Consider the following 17588-nt stretch of genomic DNA (forward strand, 5'->3'; position numbering starts at 1 on the left):
ACATTAGCACATTTTTTGTTCATCAGCTATTTGGTAGCGTGTTTATCTGATCAGCGCCGACACTGCCTTGAACTGCGCATGCCTGGCGCCTTGCATAGGTTCAAACAACATAGACTCTGTGTTTGTAATGATGCAACCTGCTGCGCGTAGTCTTTCAATCGCGTTTTTGCGGTTGGCCTCACTGCGTGAAATCACGGCGTCTTCAACGATAAACACCTGTTTGCCCGCAGCGAGTGCATCGAGGGCTGTTTGTAATACGCAGATATGGGTTTCCAGTCCGAACAGCACCACTTGCGGCGCAACGCTGATGGAGGATTCCTGCAAGGCGGGTTCATGCCAGGCAGAGAAGGCGAGTTTGGCGGTGCGTGGGGTGTATTCGGGTAGCAGGGCTTGCAGCGCTGGCAACGTCTCGCCTAGTTTTTCCGGGTACTGCTCAGTGACCCATAGCGGAATATTCAGTAATTGCGCACCTTGCAGCAGGCGCTGGATGTTTTTGACCACCGTTGCCATGGTGGCTTCTGGCATCGCGTCACACAGCCGCGTTTGCACATCAATCAATATCCAAACAGCTTCTGTGCTGGCAATTGCAGATTTCATGGCTTATCTCTTGGCGAGTTGTTGGTCTATGTCTTGTAAATCGGCTTCGGAGACGATGCCGCTGGCGGTTTTCAGGCGGATGATATTGACCAGGTAGTTATAGCGCGCCTGCAATAAATCGCGGTTGGCGCTGTAATACTGTTGTTGCGCATTAAGCACGTCGACGCTGGTACGTATGCCGACTTCGTAGCCCAGTTTGGTGGAGTCGAGCTGGCTTTGGCTGCTCTTGAGCGCTTGTTCCAAGGCTTTGACCTGCGCAATGCTGGTGCTCAGGTTGAGGTAGGCGCGTTGTGTTTCGAGTGAGGTCTGGCGCATGGTGTTTTGCAGGTCATCCAGCGCTTTTTGCCGGTTGTAGGCTGCCTGGCGCACGCGCGAGGTGACTGCACCCCCTTGGTAGAGCGGCACGGAGACTTCCACGCCTATGCTGGCACTTTTCAGGTCGGCGCCAAACCCATACTGGCCGCCGTTGGCGTAACTGTCCTGATAGTTCGCGACGGCATCCACCGTTGGGTAATGCCCGGCCCGCGCGATTTCAATATCCTTTTCATTCACCTGCACCGTTTCTTGCTGTATCTGGAGTGTCAGGTTGCTGGCATTGGTCACGTCTTGCCATTCCTGCATGGGTTTCAGGCTAGGCGCGATCTGTATATCGTCGCGTACATTGGCCAGTTGTTCAGGCAATTTGCCAGTAATCGCCTGCAGGCTGCGTTTGGCGATTTCCATGTCGTTCACAGCCGATAAGGTTTGGGCCTCGATGAGGTCGTCACGCGCTTGCGCTTCGTTGACGTCGGTGATGGTGGCGGTGCCCACATCAAAGTTGGCCTTGGCCTGTTGCAACTGGCGTTGAATAGCCGCTTTTTGCGCGGCCATGAGGGTGATGCGGTCTTGTGCCAGCAACACCTCAAAATAGGCCTGAGTGGTGCGTAACATCAGGTTTTGTTGCGCCAGATGATATTGCTTGTCGGCAATGCTGACTTGCACTTTGCTCTGGTCTATGCGCTCCAGATTTTCTTTGCGGAAAATCGGTTGCCTGGCTTGCAGTTGGGCCTGGTAGCCCTCGAAATTATTGCGGCCGCCCGGGAAGGGGGCCGGGCTGCCAATGATTTTTAAATCGGTACGATTGGCATTGGCGCCAGCAGTTAAATTGACTGATGGCCGATAAGCCGCCTTAGCCTGCTCAATGATTTCCTGCGCGGCCAGATTAGCGCTACCTGCCGATGCCAGCACCGGGTCGTTGGCTTTGGCTTCCTGGTAAATGTCGACCAGGCTTTGTGAGGCTGCAAACGCCAGTTGTGGCAGCCCTGTGCTGCTCACAAGCACTAATAACCGGAACCAGGAAGTGATCGACATGGATATGCGCTTTAGAATGAGAACGCTTGTGCCTGCGGTGCGTTTTGCAGTTCTGTCAGGCTGGTTTCAAACAGCACATCTTGCTTGTAGCTGTGCTCTGCCAGGCGCTGAATCAGCGTGGCCTGCATCACGGGTGCCTGGCCGAGGACGATGAGCAGTCTGCCACCGATGCTGAGCTGGTAGCGCACGCCTTCAGGCTCTACCGGGCTGGACGCAGTAAAGACAATCGCATCGTAAGGGGCTTGTGATTCGTAACCATTGTGGCCGTCTAACTCGATGACTTGTGCGTTTTGAATCCCTTGTTTGGTCAGGTTGTGTGTCGCCAGGGCAGCCAGCTCCGGGAAGATTTCCAGTGCCGTCACTTGCGCGCAATGTTGCGCCATCAAGGCCGCCAAGTAGCCGCTGCCAGCGCCTACCAGTAATACTTTATCTTTGGCTTGCAGTTGCAGTGCCTGCAAAAAACGGCCTTCTACTTTGGGGCTCAGCATTTGCTGGCTGTGTGCCAACGGGATCTCGATATCGGCAAACGCCAGGCCGCGGTAGGCTTCGGGCACAAAGTTCTCCCTTGGCATATTGTTCAACGTCGCCAATACTTGCGGGTCCAGCACCTCCCAGGTGCGAATCTGTTGCTCAATCATGTTAAAACGTGCGGTTGCCTGATCTGTCATGTCTTGAATCCCAATGTCGATTATTGATAAGCCGTATTATAGGGCACTTCTATAAATTCAATTTGCGTCGCGATACTGCGTTGCTCATAAAAAATGCTTCCTGACATATAAGCCATATGCGGCGTCATCATTTTTTAATCGCGCCGTGATTGCATGGCGCTTGCCGTGAGTCCGGCCCAGAATGTATACAGGGCCGGCACAAACAAAATGGTGAGCACGGTGGCGACGGCTAGCCCGCCCATAATGGCCACTGCCATCGGGCCAAAGAACACGCTGCGGGTGAGCGGGATCATGGCCAAAATGGCGGCAGCAGCGGTTAACACAATCGGCCGGAAGCGACGCACGGTCGATTGCACCACGGCTTGTTCCAGCGAGGCACCTTCGGCAATATCCTGTTTGATCTGATCAACCAGGATCACCGAGTTACGCATGATCATGCCAGACAAGGCAATGCTGCCCAGCATGGCGACAAAGCCGAACGGCATGTTGAAAATGAGCAGCGCGAAGGTGATGCCTATCATGCCCAGTGGCGCGGTGAGCACCACCAGAATCACGTTAGAAATACTGCGCAATTGCAGCATGAGCAGCGTGAATACCACGGCTAAGAACAGCGGCGCGCCTTTCGCCACCGATGCGGCGCCCTTGGCCGCCTCTTCAATCGCACCGCCGGTTTCTACCGTCACGCCTGCTGGCAGTTGCTGCAAAATGGGCGCTATGGCCTGCTGAATTTGCGCAGACACCACGGGCGCCTGCATATTGCCGCGTAAATGCGCACGCACGGTGAGTGAGGGCACGCGGTTGCGTCGCCAGATCACGCCTTCTTCAAAGCCGTGGTGGATATTGGCTACCTGCGCCAATGGCACACGCTCGCCGCGCTGGCTTAATACCGTGAGTTGCGCCAGTTGCGATAACTTGGCGTGGTCTGCCTGGCTGCTACGCATGACCAGGTCTATGCGCTCGTTACCTTCCCTAAACTCGCTGACCATCTGCTCAAAGTATTGGGTATTCAGGAGCTGTGCAATGTCTGTCGAGCTCACTCCCAGCAATCTGGCCTTGTGCTGGTCGATGTCGACATGGATTACTTTGCTTGGCTCTTCCCAGCCCAGTTGCACGTTGCGCAGATGCGGATTGGCACGCATGGCCTCTGCAATTTTGTGCGCGACGTCTCGAATCGCTGGCAGGTTTTGTCCATCGACCCGGAACTGCACTGGGAAGCCAACGGGCGGGCCATTTTCCAGGCGCAACACCGAGGCGCGCAATTGCGGGAAATCGTGTTCAAACAAACTCAGCAAGTCGTTACGCAGGGCTTCGCGCTGTTCCAGGCTATTGGTCAAGATCACCAGTTGCGCAAAGGCGCGATGCGGCAGTTGTACATCGAGTGGCAGGTAGTAGCGCGGTGCGCCAGAGCCGACGTAAGACACTACATTTTGCAGTGCGCCATGTTTTTTTTGCCAGCCTTGCAGCCATTGTTCCAGTTGGCTGACGGCGGTATCTGTTGATTGGTCGCTGGCATTTTCGGCCAGGCGCAAGTCGACCACGACTTCGAGTCGCGTGGAGTCGGGGAAAAACTGTTGTTGTACTTTGCCAAAGCTGAGCATGGATACCACAAACAGGCCGATGGTCGCCACAATGACACTGCCTTTGTGTTGTACGCACCAGCTAATGATGCTCTCCAGCCGTTGGTAAAACGGCGTTTGATAGAGGCCTGCATGATTGTGAGTGCTTGCTTCGATATTTGTGTTTGCTTCGGCGTTTTTGATTGCTACGCTGTGCTGACTGGCCTTGGGCAGTAAGTGGTAGCCCAGAAAAGGAATCACAATCACGGCGGCAATCCACGACAAGGTGAGCGCAATGGCAGAAACCTGGAAAATGGAGCGCGTGTATTCGCCGGTGGACGACACGGCGGTGGCGATTGGCAAGAAGCCCGCCACCGTGACCAGGGTGCCTGTGAGCATGGGCATGGCGGTGGAGGTATAGGCGAATGAGGCTGCTTGCAGGCGGTCCCAGCCTTGTTCCATTTTGGCGGCCATCATTTCAACTGCAATGATGGCGTCGTCGACCAGTAGGCCGAGTGCCAGAATCAGCGCCCCCAGCGAGATTTTGTGCAGGCCGATGTTCAGCCAGTCCATGAGCAGGAAAGTGCCTGCCAGCACAATGGGAATCGCCACCGCGACCACAATGCCGGTGCGCCAGCCTAATGACAGCAGGCTCACGGCCAGCACGATAATCAGCGCCTCGCTAAGTGAGCGCACAAAGTCATGGACCGAGTGTTGCACGATATCTGGTTGTGAGGTGACCAGGTGTAGTTGCACGCCGACCGGTAACTGTTTTTGTACGCTGGTGATGGTGTGTTGCATGGCTTCGCCCAGCGCGATGACGTCACCGCCTTGCTGCATACTGACGCCAATCAACAGGGCCGAGGTGCCGTTAAAGTGGATGCGCTGTGCAGGCGGATTGGCATAACCGTGTTTGATGGTAGCGATGTCGCCCAATGTCAGGTTCTGGTTGCCCGCGCGAATCGGGAACTGGCGCAGCTCTTCCAGCGTCTGTAAGCGCCCACTCACGCTCAGGCGGATTCTCTCTGGGCCGGTATCAAAGGTGCCCGCGCCGACGACCGCGTTTTGCTGTTGCAGCAGTTGCGCTAATTGCGCCGGGCTGATGCCAAGGGAGGTCAGTTTCTGGTTAGAAATCTCGATAATGATTTTTTGTGGCTGCTCGCCAAATAAATCGACTTTTTCCACATCGGCCAGTTTGAGCAGGCGCGCACGCACCCACTCCGCCTGTCTTTTTAATTGTTGCTGCGTCAGGCCGTCGGCTGTGATGGCATACATGGTGCCGTAAACATCGCTAAACTCATCGTTAAAGGTCAGGCTTTGCAGGTCACTGGGGAAGGTATGGCGGATATCGCCGATTTTTTTGCGCACCTGATACCACAGCTCGGGGATTTTCTCCGAAAAGGTGTTGTCGCGAATAACGATAAACACCACCGATTCCCCGGGTCTGGAGTAGCTGCTGGTGTAGTCGATAGACGGTATTTCTTGCAGTTTTTTTTCGATTTTGTCGGTGACTTGCTGTTCGACCTCCAGGGCAGAGGCGCCAGGCCAACTGCTGCGGATCAGCATCACTTTAAAGGTGAAGGGCGGGTCTTCTGATTGACCAAGGTGGGTATAGGCCAACACCCCGGCCAGCACGGTCAGGATAATAAAATACAACACCAGGACCTGGTTTTTGAGCGCCCAGGTCGACAGGTTGAAGCCTGGAGAGGCCTGCGCTTCGTCGCTGTGGTGTGGCGTGCTCATTAGCGCAATACCTCTGGACTTGGCGTCACGGCTTGTACACGCATGCCTTCGGTCAGCGTGTGTATGCCTATGGTGGCGATGGTTTCACCTGCCTGCAGGCCGCTGGTAATCTCGATGCCGTTTTCAGTGAGTGCGCCTGTTGTCACCTGGCGTAAATGAGCCTGATGCTTGGCGTCAATCACCCATACACCGGCTTGTTCGCCATGGCGGGTGACGGCAGTGGAAGGCACGATGATGGTAGGGGCTGTGGTGGAAGGCGCAAAACTCACTTGCGCCGTCATGCCGAGCTTGATGCGCTGATCGGCATTGAGCAGTTGAATGCGCAGGTCAAAGGCGTGGGTTTGGCTATTGGCCGCCGGAGAGATTTCACGGATGCGCCCTTGGTAGCGCTGTGGCATATCGCCCAAACTGACCTGGGTGGCGTCACCCACATGCAGGCGGTCTATCAATGTTTCTGGTACTGCAATCATCACTTCCAGCATTTGTAAGTCATAAATTTGCGCAATGGTTTGCCCGGCGGCAACCACCTGACCTGGCTCGGCCTGGATCATGCCAATCACACCGGCGCGGTCGGCCACCAGTTGCGTATAGCCGGTCTGGTGCTGGCTGACGGCAGCTTGTGATTTGGTTTGCGCCAGACGCGCCTGGGCAGTTTTGACTTGCGTGTCGTAACTGTCTAGCGCCGATTTTGAAATAAATTTCTGGCTATATAACTGCTGGCGGCGCGCCAGTTCTGCCTGCGCCAATGCCAGGTTGGCTTGTGCAGTTTGCACTTCGGCATCCGCCGCTTGTGCATTGAGGCGGCTGTCGTTAGGGTCGAGTTGAGCGATTAGCTGGCCTTTTTTGACGGTCTCACCGACGTTGACTGCGCGTGAAATGATTTTGCCTGCGATGCGAAAGCCGATATTCGACTCATAACGTGTTTTCACTTCACCGGTATAGCTGGCGCTGGCCTGGTGGCTGGCGCTGCCTACGGTCATCACCCATACCGGGCGCGGTGCAGCGGCCTCTTCGGTTTGCTGCTGGCAGGCGCTGGCAAGCAGGGCCAGGCAGAGGCTAGTCATCATCAACGGCTTATTCATGTGTCGTTTCTTTCATTAATCCATGCATGCACATGCTGACCATCGCCTGCATGCGCGCCTCTAGCGGGCGCCAGTTAATCCAGGCGTCATCTGCCAGGTTGATTTGTAGCGCACACAGGCCATGCATGGCCGCCCAAACGGTTTGTGCAATCAGCACCGGGTCAGTCAATGTCGGTTTAAACACGCCCGCATGCCAGGCGCTGGTGACCACGTCTATCAGTTGCGAGTAAGCATCCTGCTCGTGGTTGTTTTGCTCAATGCTCGAAAACGCCGGGTCGCAGGGCAGATGCTGGGTCATAAACATCATGCGGTAATGGTTGGGGTTGGTGAGCGCGAACTGCACATAATGTTGCCCAAATTGCAAAAAACGCTGTAACGGATCGCTGATGCTGAGGGTCGATTTTAAGGATTGTGCCAGTTTGATCACATCTGCGTCTACCACCGCTCTTAATAACTGGTCTTTGTCGCTAAAGTACAGATAGAGGCTGGTGGCCGAGTAGCCGACCTGCTGCGCCACGGCACGCATGGTCACGGCTTCTACGCCCTGGTGAATAAACAGCTCGCGCGCCGCATCCATGATGGCGGTGCGTACGGCCTGTTTTTCAGCGCTGGTTTTAACCTTAGGTGGCATGCAAATACATGGATTGTTTAATATAACATCGTTAACTTAACATTGTTATTTTTAAATGTCAAATCGTGCTGGTGTTTCTGTCGAGAATGGTTCAGAGTAACAAATGTGATACATATTTGGCAGGAGTTGGTGCTGAGCCGATATGCATCACACCGATGCCTGATTCGCTGACCGGGCGATGAGGCACGCGTTCAATAATGACAAGGAGCGATCAGTATGAATGTACGGCAGCGTTGGGTCAGTTTTTTGGGGCGTGTATTGTTATCTTTGATTTTTATTATTAGCGGCATCGCCAAAATCATGGACCCGGCCGGGACCATTGCCTATATTGAAAGTGCCCACTTGCCTTTGCCGCAGGTGGCTTATGTGGTGGCGCTGGTGGTTGAGTTAGGCCTGGGCATCGCCCTGTTGGTCGGCTTTAAGGCGCAGTTGGCCGCCGCGGGCATCGCCGTGTTTACCTTTGTCACCGCCTTGATGTTTCACAGCAATATGGCCGACCCGATGCAGGTGATTATGTTTCTTAAAAATATCACCATTATTGGTGGCCTCTTAGTGATTATTGCGTTTGGCCCGGGCGGCTACAGTATCGATGGCGGTAAACGCGTCACACTTATGGAGTAGGACTCCGCTTAGGCGGCCGTGGGTTGAAACCACTGCCGCAAGTGCTCAATTAAGGCCAGCGCATTGGCCGACACCTGCTTGTGGTAAGGATACATGGCATAAATGCCCGCCTGCTGCATGCGATAGTCTGCCAGCACTTCTACCAGACGGCCACGTAGCAAATCTTCCAGCACATAAAAAGCCGGTAGGCCGGTAATGCCCAACCCGGCCACGGCAGCGTCGCGCAAGACCTCGCCGTGGTTAGATTTTAAGTGCGCGTGAATCGGGATACGGTGTATCTGGTCATGTTCGCTGAACAGCCACTCACTGGCGCGGTGCGTTAAACATGCATGTTTGGACAGTGCCTGCGGCGAGGCGGGCACGCCATGGCGCGCAATGTAATCCGGGCTGCAACAATAACGCATTGCCGCGTCTTCGAGCTTGCGCGCCACCATGCCGTCTTCGGGTTGATCGGTCACCCGTATCACCATGTCATAGCCTTCGCTAATCATATCCACATGCCGATTATCTGCATCCAGCCACACATCCACCAAGGGGTGTTGTTGCATAAAAGCGGTGAGCGCTGGCGCCAGCCGCAGGTTGGCGTAAGACAATGGCACAGAGATCTTGAGCAAGCCACGTAGCGCATCCGAGCGATTGCTCACCTCTAATTCAGCATCATGGATGGCTTGCAAAATGTGTTGCGCGCGCTGAAAAAACACTTTGCCGGTTTCTGTTGGCGACAGTTTGCGCGTCGTGCGCAGTAGCAATCGCACGCCCAGACGGGCCTCCAGCGCGATGATGCGACGGCTGACCAGTTGCTTTGAGATGCCCAGTGCCTGGGCTGCGCTGGTGAAATTGCCGTGTTTTACCACTTCGACAAAAAAATGCATTTCTTCTAATGAGGCCATAGATTGTCAACCTATATGAGACAGTTTTACTAATTTTAGTGGGATTATCATTTTTTTGTTTCAGGAATACAATGCCATTCATCAGCTAAACCAATACCGTCACTATTTTCTCAGGGAAGTGTGCGATGTCCGGCTGATGATCACATCGCACAAACAACATAAAGGAGCACAACATGAACGCAATCCAATCCGCAGCCAGTGTGGCTGGCCGTATTTTGTTATCACAGATTTTTATTATCAGCGGCTTGAGTAAAGCGGCCAACCCTGCGGGCACCATCGGTTATATCCAGAGCGTGGGTGCACCATTGCCCGAGGTGGCTTATGCCATTGCCTTGTTTGTTGAGCTGGTGCTGGGTGTTGCTTTGCTGGTGGGCTACAAAACCCGTCTGGCCGCTGCCGGGATTGCTATCTTTACCGTGGCAACTGCGTTTATGTTCCACAACAACCTGGCCGATCAGATGCAGCAAATCATGTTCCTGAAAAACCTGACCATTGTTGGTGGCTTGCTGATGGTGGTGGCGTTTGGCGCGGGCGCATTCAGTGTGGACAACCGTCGCCGCTAATCTAAACGGAGTGAATTGGTATGACGACGCTGTTTGTCTCGCATGGTGCGCCTACGCTGGCGATTGAGCCGGGTAAAACCGGCCAGTTGCTGGCGGAGATTGCCGCTAAGCTGCCCAGGCCGGAGGCCATCCTGGTGGTGTCTGCGCATTGGGATACGCGGGTGCCTACTGTGAGCCTGGCCACACAGCCGGAAACCATCCACGATTTTGCCGGGTTTCCACCTGCTTTGTATGCCAAGCAATACCCGGCACCGGGCGCACCTGCGCTGGCGCAACAAGTGGCAGCCTTATTGCAGTCGCACGACATCGCAGTGCAAGCGCATCCCCAACGCGGGCTGGATCATGGCGCCTGGGTGCCGTTGATGCTGATGTATCCTGAAGCAGACATACCGGTCACCCAGTTGTCGATTCAGAGCCGCAGCACCCCCGCCCAGCAGTTTGCGTTGGGGCGTGCGTTACAAGCGCTGCATGCGCAAAATGTGCTGATATTGGCTTCTGGCGCCATCACGCATAACTTATCGGACTTTTTTACCAGTGACAGGGAGGCGGCGCCTTTGCCCTATGTTGCACCGTTTGCCGACTGGATGGCTGAACGCATCGCGCAGCAGCAATGGACAAGCATGCTCAATTACCGGGCCGATTGCCCACAGGGCGTGCGGGCGCATCCGAGTGAGGATCATTTAATGCCTTTGTTTGTGGCCGCGGGCAGTGCAAACGGCGTTGCAAAACGGTTTACGCCAGAAAACACCTACGGCATTTTAGCGATGGATGCTTACCTCTGGGCTGAATAACCATGACATGCCGTCAATGGGGCATTAACGTAAGCCGTATTGGTTGAGTTTGTTCCACAGTGAGCGCTCACTGATTTCAAGCAGTTTGGCTGCCTTGGTTTTGTTACCCTGGCAGGCGTCCAGCGCTTGTAAAATCAGGCGGCGCTCTATGGTTTCGGTTGCGCGCGGGATAGACAGGTCATTGCCTTCGCTGTTTGCCGTGCTGGGTTCGCTGCTGGCTGGTGCAAGTGATTGCGTAATATCGGCGGGTAAGTGTTGTGGCTGTATGGTCTGGCCCCCAGCCAGAATAGCGGCGCGTTCCAGAATATTCTCCAGTTCGCGCACATTGCCAGGCCAGCGATATTGCTGCAAGCATGCACGGGCGCTTTCACTCAGCTTGCCCTGGCGTTTATGCAGAAAGTAGTCAGCCAGCAAGCCGACATCTTCGCCGCGCTCACGCAGTGGCGGCACTTGCAGTTGGATTACGTTCAGGCGGTAATACACATCCTCACGCAACTTGCCTTCTTTGACTGCTTGCAGCGGATCACGGTTAGTGGCTGCCACCACGCGCACATCCAGTGCAATCTGCCGGTTGCCGCCCAGCTTTTCCACCACGTTTTCTTGTAGCACGCGCAATAACTTAGACTGTAACTGGATAGGCATTTCGGTGATTTCATCCAGAAACAGCGTGCCGCCATTGGCCAGTTCAAACTTACCAACACGCTCTTTCACCGCGCCGGTAAACGCGCCTTTTTCATGCCCAAATAATTCGGATTCCAGAATGTCGACCGGAATGGCGGCACAGTTGACGGCCACGAAGAGCTGCGATTTACGCGGCGAGGCATCGTGCAGCGCTTTTGCCACCAGCTCTTTACCGGTGCCGGTTTCGCCTACAATAAACGCCGTTGCACGCTCTGGTGCCACTTGCTGGATCATTTGCTTGAGTGATTGCATGGGCGCGCTGTTGCCTATGAGTCCGGTCACCGCTGGCTGGCTGGCTTCCTTAAAAAAAGCATTTTCCAGCTGGATGCGGTTGACCGCCAGGGCTTTCTGGATGGCAATTTCCAGGGTCTCGAGCTCAAACGGGCGCAGAATATAATCGCTGGCGCCCAGTTTCATGGCTTCGACCGCGGTTTTGATCTCCCCTTGCGCTGTCACCATGATAAATGGCAAGCGCTCATATTGTTTGCGCAACGCTTCCAGCAATTGCAGGCCATTCATGCCTGGCATGTGCAGGTCACTCACGACCAGGTCAATTTGCTGTTGTTGTATGAGCTCCAGCGCTTCGCGGCCATTGCCCGCAGACAGTGCCCGATAGCCCGCCTGGCGCAAGCTGATTTCCAGTAACCTGCGCATATGCGGTTCATCATCTACAGCCAAAATAGTATGTTGCGGGGTGGACATGGTTATGCGGTCGCTAATGGGAGTGATAAGTTAAATTGGGCGCCTTGCCAGGCGCTGGTGCTATAGCTGATTGTACCATTGTGCGCTTCTATGATTTGCTTGACGACGGCCAGCCCGAGGCCGACGCCGCCAGCGCGCTGGGTAAAAAAGGCTTCAAATAAATGGTCTTGCTGTGCTGGTGGGACGCCAGGGCCATTGTCCGCGACAGTCATGTGGGCATGTGAGTCGTCGGCTTCCAGTTGCAGGGCAACCTGGCCACCTTCCGGCAAAATCTGAATCGCATTCATGAGCAAGTTAACCAGCACTTGCGTCATCTGGTCTTGGTCAGCGTCAACCACTACAGTTTGCGTGGCGTGAAATATGAGTTGAATCTGCTTGGCCTGCGCCTGTTTTTGCAGCATGGCAACGACGTGCTGCAAATGCGCTTGCAGGTCTAATGGCGTTTTATTGGGTGGACGTGGCCGCGCCGTATCAATCAGGGCGCTGACCAGTTTATTCAGGCGTTCGGTTTCAGAAATAATAAATCCGAGCACCTCGCGGCCGTCTTCACTCAGCTGCGGCTCCCTGAGTAAGACGTCGGCCGAGGAGCGCATGATGCCCAGCGGCGTTCTTACCTCGTGGCTCATGGCGGCGGCCATTTCGCCGACCACGGCTAATTTTGCCGCGCGGGTGAGTTGCTGTTCTGACTCGGCCAGGTCGCTGGCCATTTTCGTGAATGCCTGATGCAAGGATTGCACCTCGGCCGGACCGCTGGCGGCCGGTGGTTGGCTGCCGGGCTGGCGAAAGCGTTGAACATAACGCGTGAGTGTTTCTAGCGGACGGCTGATATTTTGCGCCAGAGGCCGCACCAGTAATAACGAGAACACCAGAATGGCGCCGAGCAAGGCAATAAAAATCATGCCCAGGCGGTGTACAGGCGCAACGGCCACATCGTGGTCTTTGTTCAGGTGTATCTGCCAGCCATTGAGTGGCAAGCGGCTGGTTATCGCCGCTTTGGCATGCAGGCTGTGTTTTTGATCTGACCACAAGCGGGATTGTGCGAGCATGTGTTGTTTGTTGTCCAACAACGCCAGCGCTGTGCTGTGTTGCGCAGCATGGTTTAGCACGTTTTCAATGACTTGCCAGTTAAAGGTCGCAATCAATTGACCCATGGGCTGTAACGTGTTTTGTGAAAAGATCGGCGCGGAAATCATCAACTGGTGATTGTTGAGATGATAGATGGTAATGGTTTGGCCATTGTCGCGAAACGACATCCACACAGGTGGCGTGTGTAGGGTCTGGCCAATATTGGCGGGGCGGCTGGAGGCGACAATATGTGCCTGTAAATCTGCTACATCCAGGCTGACATATTGCTCTGCGTAGCTATGCCGAGTCTCGGCCAAAAAGATGGATAGCCGCTTATCAATGTCGCCAATCAGCATGTCCTGCATGATGGCGAGCTGGCTCCAGCTACGCACATTCTGTACGCGTTCGTTCATGACGCGGTCAACGTGCTCTGCCACCGCGTTACCCGTGGTTTGCAGGTCGTGCTGAATTTCAATCCGCAATGCCTGCCTGGCTTGGTAAAAGCTCAGCAGGCTCACTAAAAGCGCGGGCAGCAGGCCAGCCAGCAAAAATGCAATTAAAAGCATTTTGCGGATAGTCAGGGGTGAATGAAAGCGCATGAGATGTGAGAAAATAGAGGTTAAATGTTTTTTGCCGAAACGGTCATCCATTAGCCATGTCATCGATTAGCCATGTATAGATCAGCTATATTAAGCAGTCTGCTCAGGGTCATGCTCAGTGTAATCAGCCTGTGTATGCTATGCAAGTCAGTTGTGGCTGAAGAGGATGACTCCTTCTGGCGTGGTTTTCACGTCGGTGGTTACACCAGCATCGATGCGCGTTTGCCGCGGACTGAAGCCGCACAACTCAAGCTGAATGAAGTGAGTATGATCGTGACCTGGGACCAAGGTACCCGCGTCAAGTTTTTCAGCGAGCTGGAGCTGGAAAACCCGATTTCTTATGATCATCATGATGGCTTCAATACCAAGCAGAGTTATCTCGACCTCGAACGCTTTTATTTTGACTATAACCTCAATGAAAAAGCCAATGTTCGCCTTGGCCGCTTTCTGACTCCGGCCGGCCGCTGGAATCAATTGCATGCGCCACCACTGGTGTGGACTGCCAGCCGCCCCCTGGTTACAACCCGTTTTTTTCCATCGAGTATCAATGGCGCCATGCTGTTTGGCAGTTTGCCGATCAGCCATATGGATATGGAGTATCAGGTCTACGCGGAAGCATTGAAAGACCAGCGTCAGGACGGTGATGAAATCATCCATCGTGAGGTGAAAGGCGCGCGCCTCGCATTTAATAATATTCTTGGTTTAAGTGGCAATAATGCAGGGCTCAACACTTTGGGTCTGAATGTCATGAGCTATCAAAAAGATATACCTGGCTCGCCGACCTACCACTTATATGGCCTGGACTTCTTGCTGGAATTTAATCGCTGGGAGTTCAGCGGTGAGGTGTATGAGCGTAAAACCTCAGGCGGTGATGATGGCGGCAGTGGCGCTTACCTGCAAAGCGCCTATTCGCTGGGCAGTGAGTGGTACTGGATCACGCGGCTGGAAACCTTGCATGAGGTGGACAGCAAGAATGCAGATCGCTGGGTGCTGGGCATGACCAAGCGCGTGAAGCCAAACCAACTGCTGAAGTTTGAGTTTATTGGCGGTAGCGGTGAATACGAAGATGTACCGCGTGGCTTTGTGACCTCTTTTGCGGTGATGTTTTAATGCAGTTCAGTACGACATTCATGATGCGTCATTGGCTGTATGCTGTCTGGGTAATTGGCCTGTTACTGGCCGTGCCTGCAGTGGCCGTTGAGGATAACCGCACGATTGCGGTGATTGTGCCTGCGCAAACCGGTCTGGCGCCTGACATCCATCCCGATGAGCTGGGGCTGATTTTTTGGCGCAAGAAACTTTATGCCTCGCATGGGCAGGCTTTGCACCCGGTGAATTTGCATAGTGAGCACCCACTGCGCTTAAGGTTCTCGCAGCAAGTGTTGCATAGCACGCCGAGATCACAGGTGAGCTATTGGAACGGTCTGTATTTTCACGGCGTGCAGCCGCCTTATACCGTGCAGTCAGAAGAAGCTATGATCCGTTATGTGGCTGAGACCGATGGCGCCATTGGCTATATCGACGCGTGCCATGTGGATGAACGCATCAAGCCCTTGTTTTGGCTCACCCCCAGCAAGCTGACGTCAGAGCCGCCAGCCTTGCGTTGCGATAGTAGTAATTAGTGCGTACTTGCTTTGATAGGATGCAAGTGTTTGCGCTGTTCCTCTTGTAGCTCACGGTTTTGTGCCAGCCAGCCAAACTCGGCATGGCATACTTCTGATTTGAGTTCGTAAGCAGTGAGCAAGGTACAGAACACATCATCATGACTCAGCGGATAGTTCTCATAAGGTGCAATTTGCGGCAGTTGGTAATCAAAGTGCTGGCCTACCCATAAAATCGCCGGTACGTGGGTTTGTTCTTTAGGCGCAATCATATAAGGCGCTGCGTGCAAGTAAATACCGTGCTCACCGAGTGACTCGCCATGATCCGCGACATACAGCATGGCGGTTTCGCGATGGCTGTCATATTTCTTCAGGAACTGAATCACCTCTGACAAGAAGTAATCCGTATACAAAATGGCGTTGTCATAAGAGTTGTCGATCTCCTGTCGTGAACATTCTGACAAGCGGCCGGTTTTGCAAATAGGCGTGAATTTTTTGAATTCATCTGGATAGCGACGATAGTATTCTGGCCCATGGTTGCCCATCTGGTGCAGCACGATCAGGATGTCATGATCTTTGTTTTTTTCAATAAACTTGTCCAGTCCGCTCAGCATGCCGATGTCGCGGCATTCATTGTCATCGCACACCGGGTTGTGGGCCGGGGAGCGGAAGTCTTCATAAGGGACGCGCAAGGCGACGCCTTTGGAGTCCGAGTTGTTATCCCGCCATAACACCTTGACGCCTTCACGGTTTAACACATCCAGCGCGTTCTCCATATGTAAGGCTTTGTCTTCGTCGTATTGCTTTCTGGTCAGCATTGAAAACATGCACGGTACAGACACACCGGTTGATGTCCCGCAAGAACTGACTTGCTTGAAGCTCACGACATTTTCTTTGGCTAATCTGGGGTTGGTGATGCGGGGGTAGCCATTCAATGAAAAACGATCAAAACGCGCAGTTTCGCCAACAACCATAATGATTAATTCATGGTGCTGATCTGCTTCAATATTACGCACGTCCAACGCTGTTTTTTGCAACCCGACGATATGGCGCGAGAATAACTTCTGTGAGCCCCACTTAATGAGCGAATAATGAAAAAAAGTGGGGTTGGCATACATACGCACCATTTTGTGTTCGCGTATAAAAGTCGCGTAATCTGCTGTAAATGGAATGATCACCAAGACCATGCCCAGAATTAATAGTGCAATATGTTTCAGCCTGGTTAGTATTGCATCGCGCTGGAAAAAGCGGGCGGGTATTTTCTTGATCATGATGAATGCCGGAAGCACGCCCAAGACCAGCATCTTGATTACAAATCCCCATGACAGCAGCCCCATCACCTCCTGGGTGTCTGTTTTGGCTGCATTGTCCAGCATGACGTGGTCAATAATGACACCAAACTCATCCATGTAAAAAGCGGCCCAGGCGGCAGACAGCAGAATGATGGCCAGCACCCAGCGTGCCGATTTGCCATGGCTGAGCAGCATCAGCCATAAGGTGATGCTAAAAGTAAAAAACAGGCTGATACTGATGATGAAACCCGCGTTATGTGCGTTCCAGGGGTAAAGATTGAGCAGGTGTTCAAACAGGGCGTGGTTGCTGGTGAGCATCAACCACAGGCTCGCGCCCCAAATCAGGCAGATTTGCGGGGTGAACAGCGCACGTAGCATGCGGGTGAATATTGCGAATATCTTCATTCAATACGACTCTTGGAAAAAGTGAATACCATTAATAACCAGCCGCACATCAGCCAGAGCGAGGTCAGGGTATGCGATAAAAAGTGGGCGCCTCTTATTTGCTGTACCCAACCCAAGGTAAAGCCAACCGCGAGCCCGGCAATAGCGACGAATAAGGCTTTGCGGGGCGCTTGTGGCAACCACAGTAGGCTGAGTGCGGCCAGCCACACACCGCAGGTTGTATGCCCAGCCGGAAAGCAGTGACCTGCCTCCATCGCCGGATGGGCCATAAAGGCCGGTACCCAGGGCGCGCTTCCGCCATACCGTACGACGTCCCAGGGACAGGCATGTGGCATTTGGTGTTTGAGCACAGAGACAACGCTGGCATTCAGCAAGGCTAAAAAAACAATCCAGCGTAATTGATGGCGTGTGGCCGCAGAGATCCGATGGTTTAACCAGTGTGCAGGTAGCCAGGCCAGCGCCAGCAAGCACAGCCAGATGGCTGTAAACAGGTGCTTGGCATACACATGCATGACGGTTTCATACAAGAAGTTATGCTTTTGGGTAAAGGCGTGCTGCGCAAAATCAAATTGCTGGTCAGCCAATGACAGGTCGATAGACGTGGCATTCGCCAGCCAGACGATGCCAATCGCGAGGGCGATCCAAATGCACCAAAGTGCTGCCAACGTTGGCTTAGGTAACCAGGGACTTTTTATCATTTCTATTTTGTGTTGATTGCAAAAATGCAATGGGTTGTTATTTTTTGAAAATA

Annotated in this window: 16 protein-coding genes; 5 read left to right on the top strand and 11 right to left on the bottom strand. The window is 53.8% G+C overall.

The window, feature by feature from the left end; translation table 11 throughout:
- Positions 1 to 42 precede the first annotated feature (42 nt).
- From INP78_RS05265 to INP78_RS05290, 6 genes are all read right to left on the bottom strand, one after another.
- Positions 43 to 597: an isochorismatase family protein gene (locus tag INP78_RS05265; RefSeq protein WP_194741177.1), complete on the bottom strand. Its 555-nt coding sequence runs from the start codon at positions 595 to 597 to the stop codon at positions 43 to 45.
- 3 nt (positions 598 to 600) lie between these two features.
- Positions 601 to 1947, bottom strand: coding sequence for a TolC family outer membrane protein (locus tag INP78_RS05270; RefSeq protein WP_194741178.1), 1347 nt, complete (start codon positions 1945 to 1947; stop codon positions 601 to 603).
- An 11-nt stretch (positions 1948 to 1958) separates the two neighbouring features.
- Positions 1959 to 2615, bottom strand: coding sequence for a protein-L-isoaspartate O-methyltransferase (locus INP78_RS05275; RefSeq protein ID WP_194741179.1), 657 nt, complete (start codon positions 2613 to 2615; stop codon positions 1959 to 1961).
- Positions 2616 to 2749: 134 nt separating this feature from the next.
- Complete coding sequence (locus INP78_RS05280) at positions 2750 to 5914, bottom strand: efflux RND transporter permease subunit (protein ID WP_194741180.1); 3165 nt, start codon at positions 5912 to 5914, stop codon at positions 2750 to 2752.
- Positions 5914 to 6996 (bottom strand): efflux RND transporter periplasmic adaptor subunit, encoded by a 1083-nt coding sequence (locus INP78_RS05285; protein ID WP_194741181.1) that lies wholly within the window; start codon positions 6994 to 6996, stop codon positions 5914 to 5916. The genes INP78_RS05280 and INP78_RS05285 overlap by 1 nt, the downstream gene beginning before the upstream one ends.
- Positions 6989 to 7627, bottom strand: coding sequence for a TetR/AcrR family transcriptional regulator (locus INP78_RS05290; protein ID WP_194741182.1), 639 nt, complete (start codon positions 7625 to 7627; stop codon positions 6989 to 6991). The genes INP78_RS05285 and INP78_RS05290 overlap by 8 nt, the downstream gene beginning before the upstream one ends.
- Positions 7628 to 7843: 216 nt before the next feature.
- On the opposite strand from INP78_RS05290, the gene INP78_RS05295 reads away from it, so the two are divergent.
- Positions 7844 to 8248 carry a DoxX family protein gene (locus INP78_RS05295; protein WP_194741183.1) on the top strand — a complete coding sequence of 135 codons (405 nt, stop codon included), beginning with the start codon at positions 7844 to 7846 and terminating at the stop codon, positions 8246 to 8248.
- Positions 8249 to 8256: 8 nt separating this feature from the next.
- Here INP78_RS05295 and INP78_RS05300 read toward each other — a convergent pair whose 3' ends face one another.
- Positions 8257 to 9138 (bottom strand): LysR family transcriptional regulator, encoded by an 882-nt coding sequence (locus INP78_RS05300; protein WP_228522683.1) that lies wholly within the window; start codon positions 9136 to 9138, stop codon positions 8257 to 8259.
- Positions 9139 to 9311: 173 nt separating this feature from the next.
- On the opposite strand from INP78_RS05300, the gene INP78_RS05305 reads away from it, so the two are divergent.
- Positions 9312 to 9701, top strand: coding sequence for a DoxX family protein (locus tag INP78_RS05305; protein ID WP_194741184.1), 390 nt, complete (start codon positions 9312 to 9314; stop codon positions 9699 to 9701).
- A 20-nt stretch (positions 9702 to 9721) separates the two neighbouring features.
- On the top strand, positions 9722 to 10492 hold the full coding sequence (locus tag INP78_RS05310) for a class III extradiol ring-cleavage dioxygenase (protein ID WP_194741185.1): 771 nt from the start codon (positions 9722 to 9724) through the stop codon (positions 10490 to 10492).
- Between the two features lie 24 nt (positions 10493 to 10516).
- On the opposite strand, the gene INP78_RS05315 is transcribed toward INP78_RS05310, so the two are convergent.
- Positions 10517 to 11875: a sigma-54 dependent transcriptional regulator gene (locus INP78_RS05315; protein ID WP_194741186.1), complete on the bottom strand. Its 1359-nt coding sequence runs from the start codon at positions 11873 to 11875 to the stop codon at positions 10517 to 10519.
- Between the two features lie 2 nt (positions 11876 to 11877).
- Positions 11878 to 13602: a HAMP domain-containing sensor histidine kinase gene (locus INP78_RS05320; protein WP_228522684.1), complete on the bottom strand. Its 1725-nt coding sequence runs from the start codon at positions 13600 to 13602 to the stop codon at positions 11878 to 11880.
- A 72-nt stretch (positions 13603 to 13674) separates the two neighbouring features.
- On the opposite strand from INP78_RS05320, the gene INP78_RS05325 reads away from it, so the two are divergent.
- Positions 13675 to 14649, top strand: a complete 975-nt coding sequence (locus tag INP78_RS05325; protein WP_228522685.1) for a hypothetical protein — start codon at positions 13675 to 13677, stop codon at positions 14647 to 14649.
- On the top strand, positions 14649 to 15161 hold the full coding sequence (locus INP78_RS05330; protein ID WP_228522686.1) for a hypothetical protein: 513 nt from the start codon (positions 14649 to 14651) through the stop codon (positions 15159 to 15161). Before INP78_RS05325 ends, INP78_RS05330 begins: the two co-directional genes overlap by 1 nt.
- Here INP78_RS05330 and INP78_RS05335 read toward each other — a convergent pair.
- Together INP78_RS05335 and INP78_RS05340 are read right to left on the bottom strand one after the other, a co-directional pair.
- The gene (locus tag INP78_RS05335) at positions 15158 to 16837 is read right to left on the bottom strand and encodes a phosphoethanolamine transferase (RefSeq protein WP_228522687.1); all 1680 of its coding nucleotides are present in this window, start codon (positions 16835 to 16837) and stop codon (positions 15158 to 15160) included. The two genes, INP78_RS05330 and INP78_RS05335, sit on opposite strands and share 4 nt — an antisense overlap.
- Positions 16834 to 17535, bottom strand: a complete 702-nt coding sequence (locus INP78_RS05340; protein ID WP_194741187.1) for a phosphatase PAP2 family protein — start codon at positions 17533 to 17535, stop codon at positions 16834 to 16836. Before INP78_RS05340 ends, INP78_RS05335 begins: the two co-directional genes overlap by 4 nt.
- Positions 17536 to 17588: the final 53 nt, after the last annotated feature.

The sequence above is a fragment of the Methylophilus sp. 14 genome (assembly GCF_015354345.1).
GTDB lineage: Bacteria > Pseudomonadota > Gammaproteobacteria > Burkholderiales > Methylophilaceae > Methylophilus.